This is a genomic window from Terrabacter sp. FW104-15G4B (assembly GCF_058790095.1).
This window is the reverse complement of record NZ_JBYTCI010000002.1, coordinates 123,878-143,995: the sequence shown is the minus strand read 5'-3', so window position 1 is coordinate 143,995 and position 20,118 is coordinate 123,878. Positions and strand designations below refer to the sequence as shown.

At 72.2% G+C, this 20,118-nt stretch carries 17 protein-coding genes; 13 read left to right on the top strand and 4 right to left on the bottom strand.

The window, feature by feature from the left end; all coding sequences use genetic code 11:
• Genes AC3WRT_RS02510 through AC3WRT_RS02480 form a run of 7 tightly spaced genes read left to right on the top strand, consistent with a single transcriptional unit; the run spans window position 1 to window position 7,212 of the window.
• A complete protein-coding gene (locus AC3WRT_RS02510) occupies window positions 1-495 on the top strand; it encodes a hypothetical protein (protein ID WP_492718749.1) in 495 nt (164 codons plus the stop codon).
• The gene (locus AC3WRT_RS02505; RefSeq protein WP_492718747.1) at window positions 495-1,220 is read left to right on the top strand and encodes a gluconate 2-dehydrogenase subunit 3 family protein; all 726 of its coding nucleotides are present in this window, start codon (window positions 495-497) and stop codon (window positions 1,218-1,220) included. The genes AC3WRT_RS02510 and AC3WRT_RS02505 overlap by 1 nt, the downstream gene beginning before the upstream one ends.
• The gene (locus tag AC3WRT_RS02500) at window positions 1,217-2,905 is read left to right on the top strand and encodes a GMC family oxidoreductase (RefSeq protein WP_492718745.1); all 1,689 of its coding nucleotides are present in this window, start codon (window positions 1,217-1,219) and stop codon (window positions 2,903-2,905) included. The genes AC3WRT_RS02505 and AC3WRT_RS02500 overlap by 4 nt, the downstream gene beginning before the upstream one ends.
• On the top strand, window positions 2,902-4,026 hold the full coding sequence (locus AC3WRT_RS02495; RefSeq protein ID WP_492718743.1) for an enolase C-terminal domain-like protein: 1,125 nt from the start codon (window positions 2,902-2,904) through the stop codon (window positions 4,024-4,026). The genes AC3WRT_RS02500 and AC3WRT_RS02495 overlap by 4 nt, the downstream gene beginning before the upstream one ends.
• Window positions 4,023-5,813: a glycoside hydrolase family 15 protein gene (locus AC3WRT_RS02490; RefSeq protein ID WP_492718741.1), complete on the top strand. Its 1,791-nt coding sequence runs from the start codon at window positions 4,023-4,025 to the stop codon at window positions 5,811-5,813. Before AC3WRT_RS02495 ends, AC3WRT_RS02490 begins: the two co-directional genes overlap by 4 nt.
• Entirely contained in the window at window positions 5,810-6,829 is a 1,020-nt protein-coding gene (locus AC3WRT_RS02485) for an SDR family oxidoreductase (RefSeq protein ID WP_492718739.1), read from the top strand. The genes AC3WRT_RS02490 and AC3WRT_RS02485 overlap by 4 nt, the downstream gene beginning before the upstream one ends.
• Entirely contained in the window at window positions 6,826-7,212 is a 387-nt protein-coding gene (locus tag AC3WRT_RS02480) for a hypothetical protein (protein WP_492718737.1), read from the top strand. Before AC3WRT_RS02485 ends, AC3WRT_RS02480 begins: the two co-directional genes overlap by 4 nt.
• 32 nt (window positions 7,213-7,244) lie before the next feature.
• Here the strand turns inward: AC3WRT_RS02480 and AC3WRT_RS02475 are convergent, their stop codons facing one another.
• Genes AC3WRT_RS02475 through AC3WRT_RS02465 form a run of 3 tightly spaced genes read right to left on the bottom strand, consistent with a single transcriptional unit; the run spans window position 7,245 to window position 10,992 of the window.
• The gene (locus AC3WRT_RS02475) at window positions 7,245-7,946 is read right to left on the bottom strand and encodes a haloacid dehalogenase type II (protein ID WP_492718735.1); all 702 of its coding nucleotides are present in this window, start codon (window positions 7,944-7,946) and stop codon (window positions 7,245-7,247) included.
• Window positions 7,943-10,228 (bottom strand): MMPL family transporter, encoded by a 2,286-nt coding sequence (locus AC3WRT_RS02470; protein ID WP_492718733.1) that lies wholly within the window; start codon window positions 10,226-10,228, stop codon window positions 7,943-7,945. The genes AC3WRT_RS02475 and AC3WRT_RS02470 overlap by 4 nt, the downstream gene beginning before the upstream one ends.
• A 14-nt stretch (window positions 10,229-10,242) precedes the next feature.
• Entirely contained in the window at window positions 10,243-10,992 is a 750-nt protein-coding gene (locus tag AC3WRT_RS02465; protein ID WP_492718731.1) for an aquaporin, read from the bottom strand.
• A 141-nt stretch (window positions 10,993-11,133) separates the two neighbouring features.
• On the opposite strand from AC3WRT_RS02465, the gene AC3WRT_RS02460 reads away from it, so the two are divergent.
• From AC3WRT_RS02460 to AC3WRT_RS02435, 6 genes are all read left to right on the top strand, one after another.
• Window positions 11,134-12,708 (top strand): amidase family protein, encoded by a 1,575-nt coding sequence (locus tag AC3WRT_RS02460; RefSeq protein WP_492718729.1) that lies wholly within the window; start codon window positions 11,134-11,136, stop codon window positions 12,706-12,708.
• Window positions 12,709-12,844: 136 nt separating this feature from the next.
• Window positions 12,845-15,556 carry a response regulator gene (locus AC3WRT_RS02455; protein WP_492718727.1) on the top strand — a complete coding sequence of 904 codons (2,712 nt, stop codon included), beginning with the start codon at window positions 12,845-12,847 and terminating at the stop codon, window positions 15,554-15,556.
• Entirely contained in the window at window positions 15,553-15,945 is a 393-nt protein-coding gene (locus AC3WRT_RS02450) for a response regulator (RefSeq protein ID WP_492718725.1), read from the top strand. Before AC3WRT_RS02455 ends, AC3WRT_RS02450 begins: the two co-directional genes overlap by 4 nt.
• Window positions 15,942-17,099, top strand: a complete 1,158-nt coding sequence (locus AC3WRT_RS02445) for a response regulator (RefSeq protein ID WP_492718723.1) — start codon at window positions 15,942-15,944, stop codon at window positions 17,097-17,099. Before AC3WRT_RS02450 ends, AC3WRT_RS02445 begins: the two co-directional genes overlap by 4 nt.
• Window positions 17,096-18,733 (top strand): peptide ligase PGM1-related protein, encoded by a 1,638-nt coding sequence (locus tag AC3WRT_RS02440; protein ID WP_492718719.1) that lies wholly within the window; start codon window positions 17,096-17,098, stop codon window positions 18,731-18,733. Before AC3WRT_RS02445 ends, AC3WRT_RS02440 begins: the two co-directional genes overlap by 4 nt.
• Window positions 18,734-19,106: 373 nt before the next feature.
• Window positions 19,107-19,799 carry a Crp/Fnr family transcriptional regulator gene (locus AC3WRT_RS02435; RefSeq protein ID WP_492718717.1) on the top strand — a complete coding sequence of 231 codons (693 nt, stop codon included), beginning with the start codon at window positions 19,107-19,109 and terminating at the stop codon, window positions 19,797-19,799.
• A 30-nt stretch (window positions 19,800-19,829) separates the two neighbouring features.
• Here AC3WRT_RS02435 and AC3WRT_RS02430 read toward each other — a convergent pair whose 3' ends face one another.
• On the bottom strand, window positions 19,830-20,066 hold the full coding sequence (locus AC3WRT_RS02430) for an alpha/beta fold hydrolase (RefSeq protein ID WP_492718715.1): 237 nt from the start codon (window positions 20,064-20,066) through the stop codon (window positions 19,830-19,832).
• Window positions 20,067-20,118 lie beyond the last annotated feature (52 nt).

Genomic DNA, 20,118 nt, shown 5'->3' with positions numbered 1-20,118 from the left:
GTGGCTGGCGCCACCACCTGGCTCGAGCGTGCCGTCACCGACGTGCGCACGGGGCGTTTCGAGCAGACGCTCGCCGGCCTGACCGCCGCAGGGGCCGCCATCACGACGGGTGAGATCTACCTCGCCCACGACGGTGCCAGCTTCGGCAACAAGCTGATGTGGTGGCCGGTCGCCATCCTCCCCGCGGCCGTTCCGGCCGGGGTGGCGGGCATCTTCTCGAAGCGCGCGGCCCACACCGTGCTCCCGGTCGCCTCGGCGCTCATCGTCGCCAACGGCCTGCAGGGCACGTGGCTGCACTGGCGCGGCGTGGCGCAGCGCCCCGGCGGCGTCACCCGCTACAACCTCGAGGCCGGCCCGCCGCTGTTCGCCCCGCTGCTCGCCACCGTCGTCGGTGGCATGGGCCTGCTCGCAGCCGTGCTCCGGCGTGAGGACCAGTCCCCACGCCGCAGCAGGCCGCGGGCCGGCCGCTCCCCCCTGCGGGGAAGGCGCCGCTGATGCCGTACCGACCCCCGCACCGCCGGGCGGTCACGCCGCAGGGTCGCGGCCGCTTCCCCGGCTTCGACGTGCTCGACTCCGTCGACGAGTGGGACGACGTGACGGCGGGTGTGGTCCTCGGTCGCCTGGCCCACCCCTCCGACCTGGCCTTCTTCAGCCCGCACGAGGTCTCGGTCGCCGCGCCACTGCTCGACCTGATCCTCGCCCAGGACCGCGAGCCCCGAGTGCCGGTGCTGGAGCTGCTCGACGCCCGGCTGGCGGTCGGCGAGACGGACGGCTGGCACTACGACGACCTCCCGGAGGACGCCGAGGCGTGGCGGCACACGTTGGCGTGGCTGGACGAGGACGCGGCCGGGCGTTTCGACGGCGCCCGCTTCGCCGAGCTCGACGCCAGCCGGCAGGCCGCGCTCGTCCAGGACGTGCAGACGCGCTCCTCGGCCGGGGATCAGTGGCACGGCGTGTCCGCCGAACGGGTCTGGAGCCTCTGGACACGGTATGCGTGCACGGCCTTCTACTCCCACCCCTGGGTCTGGAACGAGATCGGCTTCCCCGGGCCGGCCTACCCGCGCGGCTACGTCAACCTCGGTGTGGGCGGCCGGGACCACTGGGAGGTGGCCGACGCAGTGGACCGGCGGCCCACTCCCTTCGCGGAGCGGGTCGAGGCGGCCCGCCGCGAGCACAGCGCCCTGCTCGAGGGGCGCTCGCCGGACGGAGCAGGGCAGTGACCCGGCTGGACGGTCCGCGCAGCGAGCGCGAGGTGCGCGCCCGCAACGACTCCGCCTGGCTGCTGCCGACCGACGGCAGCCGCACCAACCACCGCCTGCGCGACGACATGCGCCGCTTCGACGACACCGACGAGGTGGACCTCGTCGTCGTGGGCGCCGGTGCGGGCGGCAGCGTCCTCACCCAGCGCCTGGCCCGAGCCGGCTGGCGTGTGGTGTGCCTCGACGCGGGCCCTTTCTGGGACCCGGATCGCGACTGGGTCTCCGACGAACGCGGATCCCACACCCTCTACTGGACCGAGCCGCGGCAGATCGGCGGTACCGACCCGGTTCCTTTGGGCTCCAACAACTCCGGCCGTGGCGTCGGCGGGTCGATGGTGCACTACGCCGGCTACACCCCGCGCTTCCACCCCAGCGACTTCTCCGTGCTCACCGACGACGGGGTCGGCGCGGACTGGCCGATCGGCTACGCCGACCTGCGGCCCTACTACGAGCAGATCGAGCAGGAGCTGCCCGTCGCCGGACAGGACTGGCCCTGGGGCGACCCGCACACCTACCCCCACTCGGCCCACCCCGTCGGCGGCAACGGCGAGACCTTCCAGCGCGGCGCACGCGCGGCCGGCCTAGAAACCCGCGTCGGCCCGGTCGCCATCGCCAACGGCCGCTTCGGCCACCGCCTGCACTGCGTCTACCGCGGGTTCTGCCTCCAGGGCTGCAAGGTCAACGCCAAGGCGAGCCCGCTCATCACCCACGTGCCGGACGCCCTCGCGCACGGCGCGGAGATCCGCCCCGACAGCATGGTGACTCGCGTGGTCATCGACGACGACGCCGGCCAGGCGCGGGGCGTCACCTACGTGCGCCGCGGTCGCGAGCACTTCCAGCGGGCCCGGGCGGTCGCCGTCGCCGGCTACTCCATCGAGACGCCGCGCCTGCTGCTGCTGTCGGCCACCGAGCGGTATGCCGCCGGGCTGGGCAACGACACCGACCAGCTCGGGCGCTACCTCATGGTCCAGGGCGCGCCACAGACCTCCGGCCGGTTCGCGGATGAGGTGCGCGCCTACAAGGCTCCGCCGCCGGAGGTGTCCTCGGAGCAGTTCTACGAGACCGACCCGACGAAGCCCTACCGCCGCGGCTGGTCGATCCAGAACGTCAGCCCGCTGCCCATCACCTGGGCCGAACACGTGGTCGCGCAAGGACATTGGGGCGCGCCCCTGCGGGAGTACCTTCGCGACTTCGTGCACTGGGCCACCATCGGCGCCCTCTGCGAGTTCCTGCCCCAGCCGGACAACCGCGTCACCCTGGCCGACGAGAAGGACCGGCACGGCCTACCGATCGCGCACTTCTCCTACTCGCAGTGCGACAACGACCGGATGCTCACCAAGGCCGCGACCGAGTCGATGGAGACGATCCTCGAGGCGGCCGGTGCCAGCGAGGTGATGACGATCGACCGCTACGCCCACCTCGTCGGCGGAGCCCGGATGGCGGTGCGTGCGGAGGACGGCGTGGTCGACTCCGACCACCGCGTCTTCGGGATCCCCAACCTCTACGTCGTCGACGGCAGCGTGCTGCCGACGCAGGGCTCGGCCAACCCGGCCCTGACGATCATGGCGCTCGCGGCCCGCGCCGCCGACCGCCTTGCAGCGCAAGCTCGCCGGGGTTTGACCGAGCAGCAGGCGGTGCGAGCATGAGCGCCCGAGCCGGGCACCCGGCATACGCCCGCGACGACAGCGCGATCACCGGCGTGTCGAGCGCGGTCTACCGCTTCCCGACACCCGAGCCGGAGGCCGACGGCACGTTCGAGTGGCACGCCACGACGGCCGTCACCGTGACGCTGCAGGCGGCCGGCTGCACCGGACTCGGCTGGACCTACTCGAGCCGCGCGGCCGCTGCGGTCGTCGAGGACGAGCTGCAGCCCCACGTCCTGGGCCGGAGCGCCCTCGACGTGACCGACGGCTGGTCGGCGATGCGCCGCGCCGTGCGCAACCTCGGCAGCAGCGGCCTGGCCATGCAGGCGGTCAGCGCCGTCGACGTGGCCTGGTGGGACCTCAAGGCGCGCCTGCTCGAGGTGCCGCTCGCCGACCTGCTCGGACGATGCCGCGACGACGTCCCGGTCTACGGCTCAGGCGGTTTCACCACGCTCGACGACACCGAGCTCGCCGAACAGGTGGCCGGCTGGGCCGAGGCTGGCTGCACGGCGATGAAGATCAAGATCGGCGAGAACTGGGGCAGCGACCCCGCGCGGGACCTGCACCGCACCCGACAGCTGCGCCGCCTCGCCCCCGAAGGCACGCAGCTGATGGTCGACGCCAACGGCGGCTACACCCTCGGTGAGGCCATCCGCGTGGGCGACCGGCTCGACGACCTCGGCATCGTGTGGTTCGAGGAGCCCGTGTCCAGCGACGACACCGCCGGATTGGCTGCCGTCCGTAAGGCGCTCGCGTGCGACGTCGCGGCGGGGGAGTATGCCGCCACCCCCGACGACGTGACCGCGCTGCTGCCCGTCGTCGACTGTCTCCAGCTCGATGCCACCCGCTGCGGCGGCTACACCGGCTGGCTGCGCGCCGCCGCGCTCGCGGAGGCGGCCCATCTACAGGTGTCGGCGCACTGCGCGCCCTCGCTCCACGCGTCCGTCGCCGCCGCGGTCCCCAACCTGCGGCACGTCGAGTGGTTCGTCGACCACGCCCGGCTCGAGCCGCAGCTGGTCGACGACGTCCCGGAGGTCAGCGGGGGCGCCCTGCACCCGGTCTGCGAGCGGCCGGGCCACGGCATGACAGTCAGCGAAGGGGCCGAGCAGTGGCGGGTCGCATGAGGCTGCCTGCCGGGCTGCCGCTCCACGTGCTGCGCGAGTATGCCGTCCTCGCCGACGGCGAGCGCGCCGCGCTCGTCGGGCCGCGCGGCGAGATCGCCTGGCTGTGCGCGCCGCAGTGGCACGACGACCCGGTCTTCGGCTCGCTCATCGGCGGTCACGGGACGTATGCCGTCACCCCCCTCGAGGAGCGCTACGTGTGGGGTGGTTACTACGAGACCGGCAGTCTTGTGTGGCGGGGACGGTGGACCTCGGGGGACCGGGTGATGGAGTGCCGCCAGGCCCTCGCCTTTCCCGGCGACCGCGACCGACTGGTGCTGCTTCACCGGGTCTCGGCGAAGACCGGGGATGCCCACTTCGCCGCGCTGCTGTCGGTGGGAGCCGGGCTCGGCACGGAGCCGATGACGGAGGTGCACCGCTCCCACGGCATCTGGACGGCCCGCGCCGGAGAGCACCACGTCCGGTGGAGCGGTGCCGGGGAGGCGCACTGGGTCGGCTCGGAGGACCGTCTCGAGCTCGCCATCGAGCTGCGCGAAGGTGAGAGTCACGACCTCGTCCTCGAGATCGGCCGCGGGCCGCTGCCGGACCGGCCTCCCGAGCCGGACGCACAGTGGTCGGCCACGGTGAGCTCGTGGAACGACGCGGTGCCGAGCTTCGAGCACACCCTCGCCCCCACCGACGCGCAACAGTCGTATGCCGTCCTGCGTGGCCTGACGAGCGCCAGCGGGGGCATGGTGGCAGCGGCGACCATGTCGCTGCCCGAGCACGGTGGCCGCAGCCGCAACTACGACTACCGCTACGCGTGGATCCGCGACCAGTGTTACGCAGGGCAGGCGGTCGCGGCGTGCGGGCCCCTCCCGCTCCTCGGCTCCGCGGTGCACTTCGTGTCCGGAGCGCTGCTCGAGCACGGCGACGAGCTGCGGCCGGCCTACACCGTCGACGGCGGCCGGGTGCCGGACGAGCGGCGCCTCGACCTGCCCGGCTATCCCGGCGGCAAGGACGTCGTGGGCAACTGGGTCAACGAGCAGTTCCAGCTCGACACCCTGGGCGAGTCGCTGCTGCTCTTCGCGGCCGCGGAACGCCACGGCATGCTCGATCTGCAGGGCTGGCGGGCGGTGGAGACGTGCATCGAGGTCATGCGGAGGCGGTGGCGCGAGCCCGACGCCGGCATCTGGGAGCTCGACAACCGGCGCTGGGCGCACTCCCGGCTCATGTGCGCCGCGGGCCTGCGGGCGGTGGCGGCCGTGGCCCCCACCGCCCAGGCCGCCGAGTGGGCCGGTTTCGCCGACACCATCGTCGCCGACGCCACGAACGACTGCCTGAACCCGAGCGGCCGTTGGCAGCAGAGCCCCGAGCTGGAGCGGGTCGACGCGGCCCTGCTGCTCCCGGCGCTGCGCGGGGCCGTGCCACCGGACGACCCTCGCAGCACGGCCACCCTCGCCGCAGTCCGCGACGAGCTCTCCGACGAGGGCTACCTCTACCGCTTCCGACACGACGAACGCCCACTGGCGGAAGCCGAGGGCGTCTTCCTGCTCTGCGGCTTCCACATGGCGCTGGCCACGCACCAGCAGGGCCACGCCGCCGAGGCGCTGCGCTGGTTCGAGCGCGGACGGGCGGCCTGCACCACACCCGGCCTGTTCACCGAGGAGTACGACGTCCGACAGCGCCAGCTCCGGGGCAACCTGCCGCAGGCCTTCGTGCACGCCGGGCTCCTCGAGGCGAGCGCCCGCCTGGCCGGTTCGCCCACCCCCAGCACCCCCCGCCCGAGAAGAGGAGAGGAAAACCCATGAAGCGCAACGCCACCCATCACCAGCAGGTGGTCGCCGTGACCGGTGCCAGCGGCGGCATCGGACGCGCCACGGCGGTCGCCTTCGGTGCGCGCGGCGCCAAGGTGGCGCTGCTGGCCCGCGGCTCGGCCGGTCTGGAGGCGGCCGCCGACGAGGTGCGCGCGGCCGGCGGCCACCCCCTGGTCGTCGAGGTCGACGTGGCCGACGCCGATGCCGTGACCGCCGCCGTCGACACCGTCGAGAAGGAGCTCGGACCCGTGGACGTGTGGGTCAACGTGGCTTTCACCTCGGTCTTCGCGCCGTTCGACGAGATCGCGCCCGAGGAGTTCCGGCGGGTCACCGAGGTGGCGTACCTCGGCTACGTCTACGCGACCATGGCGATCCTGCCGCGCATGAAGAAACGGGGCCGCGGCACCATCGTGCAGGTCGGCTCGGCGCTCGCCTACCGCGGCATCCCGCTGCAGACGGCCTACTGCGGCGCCAAGCACGCCATCCAGGGGTTTCACGAGTCGCTGCGCTGCGAGCTGCTGCACGAGAAGAGCCCGGTGCGCGTGACCATGGTGCAGATGCCCGCCGTCAACACCCCGCAGTTCCGGTGGGTGCGCTCCCGGCTGCCCAAGAAGCCGCAGCCAGTACCGCCCATCTATGAGCCGCACGTTGCGGCGAATGCGGTCGTGCACGCCGCCGACCACCCAGAGCGCCGCGAGTACTGGGTCGGCGGCAGCACCGTCGGCACGCTGTCGGCCAACGCCATCGCCCCCGGGCTGCTCGACCGCTACCTGGCCCGCACCGGCTTCGACTCACAGCAGACCGACCAGCCCAGCGACCCCGAGCGCCCGGACAACCTCGAGCAGCCCGCCGACGAGCACCGTGACTTCGGCACCCGTGGCCCGTTCGACCGCCGCTCCACCGACCGGTCGCCGCAGCTGTGGGCCTCGCAGCACCACGGCCTGCTCGGCGGGGTCGGCGGTGTCGTTCTCGGCGCCCTGGCCCTGGCGACCATGAGGCGCTCGCGGTGACGGCGGGCTCGGCGCTCGGCCGCACGCCCGCTGGGTCCGTGCTCGAGGTCGGGAGGGCCGCATACGGCCTCGCCGGTCTGGTCGCGCCCGATCGACTGGCGACGCTGGAGCTCGGTCACCGGCCACAGCCCGGTACCCGGAGGGTCGCCCGGCTGCTCGGGGCCCGTCACCTCGTGCAGGCAGTGGTGGTGCTCGGGGCCGGGAACCCGGCCGCACACCGCGCGGGCGGGGCCCTCGACGGGCTGCACGGCCTCAGCATGGCGCCCTGGGCTGGGCTGACCCGGCGGGACCGGCGCTACTACGTCGTGAGCGGCGTCGTCGCGACGACGCTCGCCCTGCTCGAGTGGCAGGTCGTCCGGTGGGCGGAGCAGCCCACTGGCTGAGGGCTTCCTGCGGACGACGAATCGCCGATGTCTCAGGGGGCCGGCAGCCGTTCGAGCTGCGCGGCGAGGTCGGTCAGCGACGACGCCACCACGTCCGCGGCTCGCATCCGGTCCGGGTAGGGGATGCCCGAGCGGTCGATCCACGCCGCCCGCAGCCCTGCACTGACGGCCCCGTGGACGTCCCACGGGTGCGCGGCCACGAGCATCGCGTCCGCTGCGGCGACGTCGCAGGCGTCCACGGCATACGCGTACGCGGACGCCGCCGGCTTCCAGGCGGGCGCATCCTCGACCGACAGGAGGCGCTCGAAGGCAGGGGCGAGTCCGCCGCGCTCGAGGAGACCCCGCGCGACGGCGGCGGAGCCGTTGCTCAGCGTCACGAGCCGGATGCCGAGGCCGGCCAGGGCGGCGACGCCGGCCGGTACGTCGTCGTGCAGGGGCAGGTCCAGGAAGCCGGCCATGATGTGGCGCGTCGCAGCCTCGACGTTCGCCCTGCCGTGCAGGACGTCGCGCAGCGACGAGCGGGCGAGGTCGGCGAAGGACGGGTTGTCGCCCGTCACCGTCAGCGCGAAGCCGTCACGCAGCAGCCCGGCGAACCACGGGGCGACGAGGTAGGGCGGCACGCCGACCTCGGTGAACCGGTCGCCGAGGTGCGTCAGGTCGGACAGGGTCTCGTTGACGTCGAAGACGACCAGGCTGGGACGGTGGGTGAAGGCAGGTCGAGCAGGCGAGGTCATGACCCATCGTCCACCGCGCGGCCGCCGCCCACCACGGACCCCTCGACGCCCTCGACGCCCTCGACCTCGGCGGCGGGCGCGTCGCGCGGGACCGGGTCGCCCCTCCGGCCGTCGTCGCGGCCCGCTCGCGGCAGGCCGAGCGGCCACCAGATGCGGTCGCCCAGGTCGTAGGAGACCGCAGGGACGAGGAGGCTGCGGACGATGAGCGTGTCGAGCAGCACGCCGAAGGCGACGATGAAGGCGATCTGCACGAGGAAGAGGATCGGCAGCACCGCGAGGGCCGAGAAGGTCGACGCGAGCACGATGCCGGCACTCGTGATGACGCCGCCCGTGACGGCGAGTCCGACGAGGATGCCCGGTCTCGTGCCGCGGGTGCGCGACTCCTCGCGAACACGCGTCATCAGGAAGATCGAGTAGTCGATGCCGAGGGCCACGAGGAAGACGAAGCCGTAGAGCGGCGTGGAGGGGTCGGACCCCGGGAAGCCGAAGACGTGGTTGAAGGCGATGGCGGCGACGCCCATGGTCGCGGCGAACGACACGACGTTCGCGGCGACGAGGACGAGCGGTGCCACGAGCGAGCGCAGCAGCAGCACGAGGACGACGAAGATCACCCCGAGGATCGTCGGGATGATGACCTTGAGGTCGCGCTCGCTGGCGAGGCGCACGTCGAGGTTGGTCGCCGTCGTGCCCCCGACACGCACGTCCGTGCCCACCCGGTCGAGGGAGGAGCGCAGTGTCTCGATGGTGTCCTCGGCAGCGACGCTGTCGGCGGCCGCATCGAGCGTCGCCTGCACGACCACCTGGCCGTCGACGACCTTCGGCGGCTGGCCGGGGACGAGGCCCACCTGCGGGTTGCTGACGCCCGCGGTCGACCGGAGCACCTGGACCACCGCGTCCGCCTTGCCCGCCGGCGCGGTGACCTGCACGGGCGAGCCCGACCCGGCGGGGAAGTGGCGCGCGAGCACCTCCTGTCCCGTCACGGAGTCGACCTTCGTCAGGAACAGGTCCGACTGTGCGATGCCGCGGGCGTTGAGGGTCGGCAGGAACGCGGCGCAGGCGAGCAGGCCGAGCAGGGTCACCACCCAGGTGCGACGCGGGCGCCGGCCCACCATGCCGGCGACTCGGCCCCAGATCCCGCGGGTGCCCACGGCGTCGGCGCTGTGGACGTGGTCGACGCGCGGGACCTGCGGCCAGAAGATCCGGCGCCCGATGAGGAGCAGCACGGCCGGCAGGAACGTCAGGGAGGCCACGAAGGCGCCGCCGATGCCGAACGCGCCGACCGGGCCCAGGCCCTTGGTGCTGCCCAGGTCGGACAGCCGCAGGCACAGCAGCCCGAGGACGACGGTGGCCGCGCTCGCCGCGATCGGCTCCACGGAGGCGCGCCAGGCGATCTTCATCGCCACCCACGTCGAGTCCCGGTCGTGCAGCTCCTCCTTGAAGCGGGCGACGAGGAGCAGGGCGTAGTCGGTGGCCGCACCGACGACGAGGATCGAGAGGATGCCCTGGCTCTGGCCGCTCAGGCTGATGGCGCCGTTCCTGGCCAGGGGGAAGACCACGAGGGCGGCCAGGGACAGGCCGAACATCGCGGTGATGAGCACTGCGAAGGGCAGGATCGGGCTGCGGTAGACGATGAGCAGGATGAGGAAGACGACGCCGAGCGCCACGAGCAGCAGGATCCCGTCGATGCCGCTGAAGGCGATGATGAAGTCGGCGAAGAACCCACCGGCACCCGTCACGTGCACCGTCATCCCGGACGCCCCCAGTGACGACGACGCGGACTCGCGCAGGGTCTGGGCGACGGCATACAGGGCGGTGTCGCCGTTGACCGTGTCCTCCGCCTTGTCGGCGAGGAAGGCCACGGGGACGAGCGCGGCCTGCTTGTCCTGGCTGGGGATCGCCCCGGCGGGCGGTGCCTGCAGGAACTCTCCGACCGTTCGGTTGGAGCCCGCGATCTCGAGGGCCGGGATGCCGGCGACGTACGCCTGGATGGCACCGAGGTCCGCCGGCGTCAGGCCGCTCCTGCGCTCGATGACCATGAGGTAGGGGAGCGTCTGGGTGTCCGTTGTTCGCGCGACGACCTTGCTCACGGCTGTCGACTCAGCCGACGGTGGCAGGAAGTTGGCATTGTCGTTGGTGGCAACCTCCGAGAGGCGGCCCACCAGGGGACCGCCCACGCCGCCGATGGCCAGCCAGGCCAGCACCGCCAGGGCTGCGACCCAGCGAACCGCCGAACGTCCCCTCGGCCTCGTCGGCTTGCGGCTGTCCCCGGATGCGTCGCTCATGAGCTAGGTCCGGGTCAGGCCGGCACGTCGGCGCCGGTCGGGTCGACCTCCGACGGGGCGGTGCGCGTCTCGAAGAAGGGAGCTGCGAGGGCTGCGATGGCGCCGCCGACCAGCGGGGCGAGGATGAACATCCAGACGTGCGCGAGCGGCTCACCGCCGTTGAGAAGGGCGGGCCCGAGGGACCGGGCAGGGTTGACCGACGTGCCGTCGAGGGGGAGGCCCACGAGATGGACCACGGTGAGCACGAGGCCGATGGCGAGGCCCGCGAAGCCCGGAGCCGCGGCGCGGTTCGTGACGAGGAGCACCACGAGCACGAGCAGGAAGGTCATTGCGACCTCGAGCAGGAAGGTACCGCCGGCGGAGATGGTGTCGCCCCAGTTGTTCGTGCCGAGCGCGCCGGTGGCGTCCTTGACGCCACCGAAGCCGGACACCATGAGCTTGAGCAGGGCCGCGGCCAGGATCGCGCCGATGAGCTGGGCCGCCCAGTACCAGACCGCCTCCGTCGTCGTGATGCCCTTGCGCAGGAGGACGCCCAGGGTGACCGCCGGGTTGACGTGGCAGCCCGAGACCGGGCCGATGGCGTAGGCCAGGGCAAGCAGGACGAAGCCGAAGGCGAGGGCGACGCCGACGAGGCCGATCGTGTCCTTGCCGTAGACCACGGAGCCGACGGCGAAGAAGACGAGGATGAAGGTCCCAACCGCCTCGGCCACGACTTTGCGCGTGAGGGCTGGTGTCGGGCCGGAAACGGTGCTGGAGTCTGGCATGGCAGTCCTTCCGGTGCGGGGCGAGCGAGACCCGTTCCCCCGGGCGCTCAGTGTCAGGGTAGGGCCGCGAGGTGCGGGACCACTCGGGTTCTGTCCACCGTTTGGCTGTGGCCGCCCACCGGTCGTGGACATCATGGGCGCGTGAACCGGTTTCTGCTCGTCGCCTGCTCGCGCCGTACGGGGCTGTGGCTGGGGCGCCGGTCGGGATCGTCGCCACGACTGCGTCCCCTGGACCTGCGCCCCTTCGAAGCCGCCCTGCGCACCTTCCAGGCAGACCGGGAAGCCCGGGTCGCCGGCCTGGTGCACGACATGTCGATCGTGGAGCTGAGCCGTCTGCTCGACTCCGGGAGGCTGACGTCCCGGGAGCTGACCTTGCTGTGCCTCAAGCGCATCGCTGATCGGGACGAGTCGCTCAGGTCGTTCGTCGAGCTGAATCCTGACGCACTCGAGGAGGCGCGGGCCGCGGACGAGCAGCGTCGGGCCGGTGTGGTGACGTCTCCCTTGTGCGGCCTCCCGGTGAGCGTCAAGGACAACATCTCGACGGCGCCACCGATGCACACGACGGCGGGGTCCGCGCTCCTCGTCGACCACCTGGCTGCCGAGGACGCGCCCGTGGTCTCCCGACTGCGCCGCGCGGGCGCCGTCGTCCTCGGCAAGGCCAACCTCTCCGAGCTGGCCGGGGCGCTCTCGTCGAAGGCCGGCTTCAGCGCCGTGGGGGGACAGACGGTCAACCCCTTCGGCGTGCAGTTCCCGGCGGCGGGCTCCAGCAGCGGGTCGGCTGTCGGGGTAGCCGCCGGGCTCTGCGTCGCGAGCATCGGGACCGAGACGTCGGGCTCGCTCGTCGCACCGGCCGCCTTCAGCGGCGTGGTGGCGATGAAGCCCAGCCGGGGCGTCGTCTCGACGGACGGCATCGTGCCGCTCCTGCGCACCCAGGACTCGGCCGGCCCGGTTGCGAGGTCGGTCGCTGACGTCGCGCTGGTCCTCGAGGCGATCGCCACGCGCCCGCTGCGGGTGGACCTCGCCGACGATGCCCTGGAGAAGGTGCGGGTGGGGGTGCTGCGTGCCGACGTGATCGCCCAGGACGATTTGCTCGAGGACACGTCCGAGAACGATGTGGTGCTGGCGCGGGTCGTCGACGGGCTCACGCGCGCCGGGGCCCACCCGGCCGACGTGCTGCTCGGTCTCCGCGCCGGGTCGCTCGAGGAGTACGAGAACGGCTTCCTCGACGTCGTCCTGGGCGGCCTGCTGCATCAGACCGTGCCATGGCTGGCCGCCGCCGCGGCGGGGCCGGTCACAGCACGGGTGACAACGGCCGGGGACCTGCACGCGTGGAACCTCGCCGACCCCCGACGGCGTATGCCGTCCGGCCAGGCGCTGCTCGACGCCGCCGTGCTGCATGGCCCCCACTCGGACGCCGACGCGGAGGCCGGGAACGCGCACCGCTACCGCGATCGTGCAGCCGCTCTGCTCGCCGAGACGTTCGACGGGTCGCGCTCCGAGATGTTGGTGAGCCTGTCGAACTGCCACTCCGCCGTCTACGCCACCGCTGGCTTCCCCGCCGTCACCGTGCCCGTGGGGATGCGCAGCAGCGGGATGCCCGCGGGAGCCACCTTCATCGGCCGTCCTGGCGACGACGGGCGACTGCTGTCGATGGCGTACGCCTTCGAGCGCGTCACCCGGCTGCGCCGCGAACCGGCCGCACGGGCTCCGGCGTAGCCCGACGGGTCGCGGCCGAGGGCCGCCCGACCCGGCCACCACGGCCCCGGCTGCCGATTCCGTGGGTGCGCAACGGTGCCGAGGAGGACACTCGGGTGGGGGACCACAGGGACTCACAGCACGATGGGGGACTCGCATGAGCGGGTTCGAGGGCGAAAGCAGCCAGCCGGAGGTCGAGGTCGTCCATGATCTCGCCGTCAGGCTGGCGACCACGCAGGAACAGCTGCGAGCCAGCAGCGACATCCTCAAGGTGCTCACCGCCTCGACGACGGGTGGAACCGCCAGCCGGGACCAGGTCTTCGACGCAGTCGTCGACAACGCCCGGAAGCTGCTCCGCGCCCAGGCGGCCCAGATCTATCTCGTGAACGACGAGTCCTTCGTGCTCGCCCGGTCGAGCGGCCTGACACCGGAGTTCGTGGCCTTCGTCGCCCGGCATCCCATCGCTCACGACCGAGCCACCCTGGTGGGGCGCGTCACCATCGACCGGAAGGTCCACCAGATCGACGACGTGCTCATGGACCCGGACTACCGGCGCACCGACTTCCAGCGCATGGGCGGCTACCGGACGATGATGGGTGCCCCCATGGTGGTCGGCGACCAGGTCGTGGGTGCCCTCAACGTGTGGCGCACCGAGGTCGCGCCCTTCGACGAGGCTGAACAGGCGCTGATGTCGACCTTCGCCGAGCAGGCGGCGTTGGCGCTGCGTCACGTCGAGCTCTTCTCGACGCTGGAGACTCGCTCCGCCGAGCTCGCCCGCAAGGTCGACCAGCTCGAGGCGCTCGCCGAGGTCGGCGAGGCGGTCAGCTCGACCCTCGTCGCCGACGAGGTGCTGGCGACGATCGTCACGCACGCCGTCGAGCTGTCGGAGACCGACGGCGGCTCGCTCATGGAGTTCGACGAGTCGACGCGCCTCTTCGGGGTGCGCACGGCCTACGGCACGGACGAGCACGTCATCGAGGCGCTGCGCAGCGCGCAGATCCACATCGACCGGACGTGGGTCGGCCGGGCCGCGCGCAACCGCCAGGTCCTGCAGATCCACGACCTGGACGCCGAGCCCAAGCCGCTCGACCCCCACCTGTCCGTGCTGCATGCGTCCGGCTGGCGGTCCCTCGTGGCCATCCCGCTCGTGCGCCCCGACCGGGTCGTGGGCGCGCTCGTCGTGCGACGGAAGTCGACCGGGTCTTTCAGCGACGAGACATGCGAGCTGCTCTCGGCGTTCGCAAGCCAGTCGGCGGTCGCCCTGACCAACGCGCGTCTCTACCAGCAGCTCGAGCAGCAGAGCGTCGCGCTGGCCGACGCGAGTCGTCACAAGTCGGAGTTTCTCGCGAGCATGTCGCACGAGCTGCGCACACCGCTCAACGCCGTCATCGGCTTCTCGGAGGTACTGCTGGAGCGGATGTTCGGCGACCTCAACGAGCGACAGGAGGACTACCTCCAGGACATCCACTCCGCCGGCCGCCACCTGCTCGCGCTGCTCGCGGACATCCTCGACCTGTCGAAGATCGAGGCCGGTCGGATGGAGCTCGACCTCACGACGTTCCCGATCGACGACGTACTCGTGCAGGCACTGTCGCTCGTGCGCGAGCGGGCGGCACTGCACGGCATACGCCTGATGCTGGAGGCGGAGGACGGGCTCGGGGCCGTCACGGCCGACGAGCTGCGCCTCAAGCAGGTCCTGCTCAACCTGCTGAGCAACGCGGTCAAGTTCACCCCGGACGGCGGCAGCGTCGTCGTCCGAGCCTGGCGCGACGGCGACGCCGTCGACGTCACCGTGACCGACACGGGCATCGGCATCGCCCCGGCGGACCAGGAGCGCATCTTCGACTCGTTCCAGCAGGGGGAACGGTCTGCGTCGTCGAGCGAGGGCACCGGACTCGGCCTCACGCTCAGCCGGCGCATCGTCGAGCTGCACGGCGGGCGCCTCTGGCTCACCAGCGCGCCCGGCGAGGGCAGCACCTTCGGGATCTCCCTCCTGCAGTCCGAGGCGACGTCGGTCCTCGTCCCCGACTGGGCCACCGTGGACGGCTCCGCGACCGGTCCGACCGTCGTCGTCATCGAGGACGACCCGCGTTCCGCCGAGCTCGTCGAGCTGCACCTGCGCGCGGCGGGCCTCCGGGCCGTGGGTGCCACGACCGGCGAGCAGGGGCTCGACCTGGTGCGCGAGCTGGACCCCGTGGCGGTCGTCCTCGACATCCACCTGCCCGGGATGGACGGTTGGGAGGTCCTCACTGCCCTCAAGAGCGACCCCGCGACGTCTGACGTGCCGGTCGTCGTCGTCAGCGTCGAGCCGGAGCGCGGCCGAGGCTTTGCGCTCGGGGCGACCGAGTACCTCGTCAAGCCGGTGAGCGGGGAGCACCTCCTGGCCGCCGTGACACGGCTGCTGCCCACGCCGCGTGCGGACGAGACGGGCACCCGGCTCAGCGTCGTCGTCGTTGACGACGACCCGCTCGCGCTGAAGCTCGTGCGCGGCACCCTCGAGCCCCTCGGCTGGGAGGTCCACACGTGCGCCGGGGGCCAGCAGGCCGCAGACCTCGTCCGGGCCGTCGCACCGTCGGTGGTCGTCATGGACCTGCTGATGCCGCAGGTCGACGGCTTCGCGGTCATCGACGAGCTCCGCCCCAACCGTGACTCGGACGGACCGCCGATCGTCGTTCTGACCGCGAAGTCCTTGACGGCACAAGACCGCTCGCGACTGGAGGGGCGGATCTGCTTCGTGGCGGAGAAGGCCGGCATCGACCTGCCCGGCCTTGCCCGCCGGCTCGCGACGGTGGCGGCTGAGCACGAAGGGCACGCCGGCAGCGCAGGGCACCCCGGGAGCGCCGAACACGCAGCGCAGGGGGAGTCGTGAGCCGCCCACCGGTTGTCCTGCTCGTCGAGGACAACCCGCGCAACCTGAAGCTGGCGCGGGACGTGCTGGAGTACGCCGGCTTCTCCGTCCTCGTGGCGATGACGGGGGAGGAGGGCGTCGAGCAGGCCCGGGTGGCACTTCCGGACGTCATCCTGATGGACCTGCAGCTCCCTGGGATCGACGGCTTCGCCGCCCTGGAGCTGATCCGCGACCACGGCCCGACGGCCCACATCCCGGTGGTGGCGCTCACCGCCTTCGCCATGCGCACCGACCGCGACCGGGCGCTGACCTGCGGCTTCGCCGGCTATCTCGAGAAGCCGATCAGCGTGCGGGAGTTCCCGGCGCAGGTGCGTCGCCACCTCCCGCGACGAGCGCCGGACCCAGGATGACGGCGCGCGAGGGGACGCTGGCCCAGCAGCTCACCGGCGTCAGGGTGCTCGTCGTCGACGACCTCGAGCAGAACCGCAAGCTGATGCACGCCGTCCTCGAGCCCCGAGGCTTCGTCGTGCGCTCGGAGGCCTCGGGCAGCGCCGCGCTCGACGCGCTGGCCGATGGCGACATCGACGTCGTGCTGCTCGACGTGCTCATGCCCGACATGGACGGCTACGAGACGTGCGCCCGCATCAAGGCAGAGCCGCGCACCGCGATGCTGCCCGTGGTCATGGTGACAGCCAGCGGGCGCCAGCAGCGCCTCCGTGCCCTCGAGGCGGGAGCGGACGACTTCATCAGCAAGCCGTTCGACCAGGCGGAGCTGCTGGCGCGGGTCCGTTCGCTGGCGCGGGTCAAGCGCCTGCACGACACGGTGCTCGAGCAGACCACCGCGCTCGAGCGGTGGAACGCCGAGCTGGAGACGCGCGTGGCGGCGCAGGTCGACGACCTCGAGCGGCTGGGCCGGTTGCGTCGCTTCCTCTCGCCGCAGATCGCGGGGCTCATCGTCGAGTCGGGGGACGAGTCCTTCCTCGACAGCCACCGTCGCGACATCACCACCGTGTTCACCGACCTGCGTGGCTTCACGGCCTTCGCGGAGACCGCCGAGCCCGAGGAGACCATGTCGGTCCTCGGCGACTACCACGCCGCACTGGGCCAGCTGGTGTTCGCCTACGAGGGCACCCTGGAGCACTTCGCCGGCGACGGGCTCATGGTCTTCTTCAACGACCCGCCACCGTGCCCCGACGCACCCCTACGGGCCGTGGGGATGGCGCTCGAGATGCGGGACCGGGTCGACGGCCTCACGTCCGCCTGGGCCCGCCAGGGGCATCACCTCGGCTTCGGGGTGGGCATCGCGCAGGGCTACGCGACGCTCGGCCGGGTGGGTTTCGAGGGCCGCTGGGACTATGCCGCCATCGGCACCGTGACGAACGTCGCGGCCCGGCTCTGCGCTGTCGCCGCCGCCCGTCAGATCCTCATCAGCCCCCGCGTGCTGGCCGGCCTCGACGAGCGCTTCGAGACGCGCTCACTGGGCCAGGTCGAGCTGCGCGGCATCTCACGGCCGCTGGAGGTCCACGAGGTCATCGGCACCACCACCCGGAAGGACGACCCATGAACGCGTTGACCCAAGCCACGCCTTCCACCGCTCCGTCAGGCGGCCTGCTCGAGGAGCTGGACGAGCTCACGCGAGGCGAGCTCTTCGACGGCCTGCAGCAGCGGCTTCCAGAGGTGTGGCGGCTGATGCGCCAAGGGGATCCGCAGGAGTCCGTCGTCGTCGTACCGTCGATGAGCGCCGACACGCTTGCACCGTCCGGGGGCGCCTTGAACCAGGCGCTGGAGGAGCGCCTCCTCTTCCTCCTGCTGCTCCTGCGCCAGCCGCGGCTGCGCATGGTCTTCGTGACGTCGATGCCGATCAACGAGCACATCGTGGAGTACTACCTGTCGCTGCTGCCCGGAGTCATTCCCAGCCATGCCAGGTCACGCCTCCAGCTCGTCTCCGTCGGTGACTCATCGCCCGAGCCGCTCATCGACAAGCTGTTGGCCCGGCCTCGGCTGCTGGCGCGCATCGCGGGCCTCGTGCCGGACCCGCTGCGCTCGCACCTCGTCCCGTACACCAGCACCACCCGCGAACGGGACCTGTCGCTGCTGCTCGGCATCCCCATGTATGCGGCTGACCCGCGCCTCTACCCGCTGGGGACCAAGACCGGTTGCCGGCGCGTCTTCGCCGAGGCCGGCGTCGACCACCCCTTCGGCGCCGAGGACCTCCACTCGGTCGACGACCTCGTCGACGCGGTGCTCGACCTGCACACGTCCCGTCCCGGCGCGCGGTGGGCCATGGTCAAGCTCAACGAGGGCGTCTCCGGGTCAGGCAACGCGCTCGTCGACCTGGGCGATCTCACCACGCCGGCGAGCGGCTCTGTCCCGCAGGTTCGTTCGTTGCGGGAGGCCGTCCGCGAGCGCCTCGACCGGATGCAGCTCGAGGACCAACGCATCGCGGTCGACGCGTATCTCCGGCGCCTGCAGGAGCGTGGGGGCATCGTCGAGGAACGGGTGGTCGGGGACGAGGTACGCAGCCCGAGCGTGCAGCTGCGCGTCACCCCGCTGGGTGAGCTGGAGATCCTCTCGACGCACGACCAGGTCCTCGGCGGGCCGACCGGCCAGATGTACCTCGGTGCTCGGTTCCCGGCCGACCCCGCCTATGCCACGGCGATCACCCGGGAGGCGGAGAAGGTCGGTCGCGTCCTGGCCGGCAAGGGCGTCCTCGGCCGCTTCGCCCTCGACTTCGTCGTCGTCCGGCAGGGCGAGCAGTGGCAGACGCACGCCATCGAGGTCAACCTGCGCAAGGGCGGCACGACGCACCCGTTCCTCACCCTGCAGTTCCTGACGGACGGCTCGTACGTGCACGAGGAGGGACGCTTCGTCACCCCGTCAGGGGCCGAGCGCCACCTCGTGGCGACCGACCACCTCGAGGACGAGTCGCTGCGCGGTCTGGGGGTCGACGACCTCTTCGACCTCGTCGCGCGGGCCGGGCTGCACTTCGACCAGTCCCGCCAGACCGGCGTCGTCTTCCACATGATCAGCTCCATCACCGAGTGCGGTCGGGTCGGGATGACGGCGATCGGTGACACGCCAGACTCCGCCCAGGATGTGTTCGACCGGGCGGAGTCGGCGTTGCTCGCCGAGGCGCGTGCGTCGCTGCTGCCGCTCCCCGTGCCCCTCCGGGGGCGCCCCGGCGATGGTCTGCGATGACCGCTCAGGGTGCGAGCGAGGCCGAGTGGATGAGGGCCCCGACCAAGGCCTGGTGCCAGGTCAGTCGGGCCACGGCCGAGCGGGCGGAGGCGCCGCCGCAGTTGCACTCCCATGTCCAGCCGCCGAGGGGTAGCCGCCTCACCCGCGGGTGGTGTCGCGCTAGGTCCGGGTGGACCCGGTGTCGTGTTGTTGTCGTCGTCATGGTCGTGCCCTTTCTCAGGGTGGGGGTCGCTGTCTCTCTCGGCCGCGAGGCCCTCGTCGGCTCTCGTGGCGTGGTGCTCACCTCCGACGGTCCCGCGGCCGCGGTCGACCGTCTGTGCTCGTGGCGACACGCGGGGCGTGTCCGCGCGCACGCGTGTGGCGCGGCAGTGCCGTGAACCTCGACCTGGGCCTGCTGTCCGACCTCGAGGCGACCGAGCGCCGGGAGGTGGTCGCGACGATGCACCGCCACACCTACGACACGGGCGAGGTCGTCTTCCACGAGGGGGATGCCGCCGACAGCGTGCACTTCGTCGTGGAGGGTCGCGTCGTGGCCCGACGCTGCTCGGAGCTGGGCGACCGGCTGGCCTATGCCGTCATGGGTCCGGGCCAGGCCTTCGGCGAGCTCGCAATGGTCGTGCGTGGTGGGCGACGCACGGCCACCATCGAGGCCCTCGAGCCGACAGTGACCCTGGCCCTGACCTATGCGGACTTCAAGCGCCTCTGCGACCGCCACCCCGAGGTCAGCCGGCTCTTGGTGCGCCTGCTGGCCGCACGCGTGAACCGGCTGACCGAGGCGCTCATGGAGGCCCTGCACACCCCGGCCGAGCTACGCGTGGTGCGGAGCCTCGTCTCGCTGTGCGGGATGTATGCCGTTGGCGCAGCGGCGCGCTCGGCGGTGACGGTGCAGCTGAACCAGTCCGAGCTGGCCGAGCTGGCCGGGGTCACCCGCCCGACTGCCAACCGCGTCCTGCGCCGTCTCGAGGCGGCGGGGGTCGTGGCTCTCGACCGTGGACGCGTGACGGTGCGGGACCCGGCGGCCCTGCGCCGGTCCGGGAACGGTGCGCACGTGCCCGGGCACGCCTGACGGCATACCCAGCCCGGCGCGCGCCGCGCCTCAGCCGTGGATGAAATCCTCCAGCACGCTAGCGAACCGGTCCGGCTGCTCCAGATGCGGGAAGTGGCGGGCGCCCTCGAAGAGCACGACCTCGGCGCCGGGGAAGATGGAGGGAGCGCGCTCGGCGTGGCCGACCGGGATCATGCGGTCACGGGTGCCCCAGATGACGAGGGTGCGGATGGGGTCCCCCGTGGTGAGGTGCACCTGCGCGCCGATGGTCTGCCCGCCCGGGTCCATCACGCCCCTCGTGGTGGCGAGGAAGGAAGAGGTAGCGAAACTGCATGGCGAT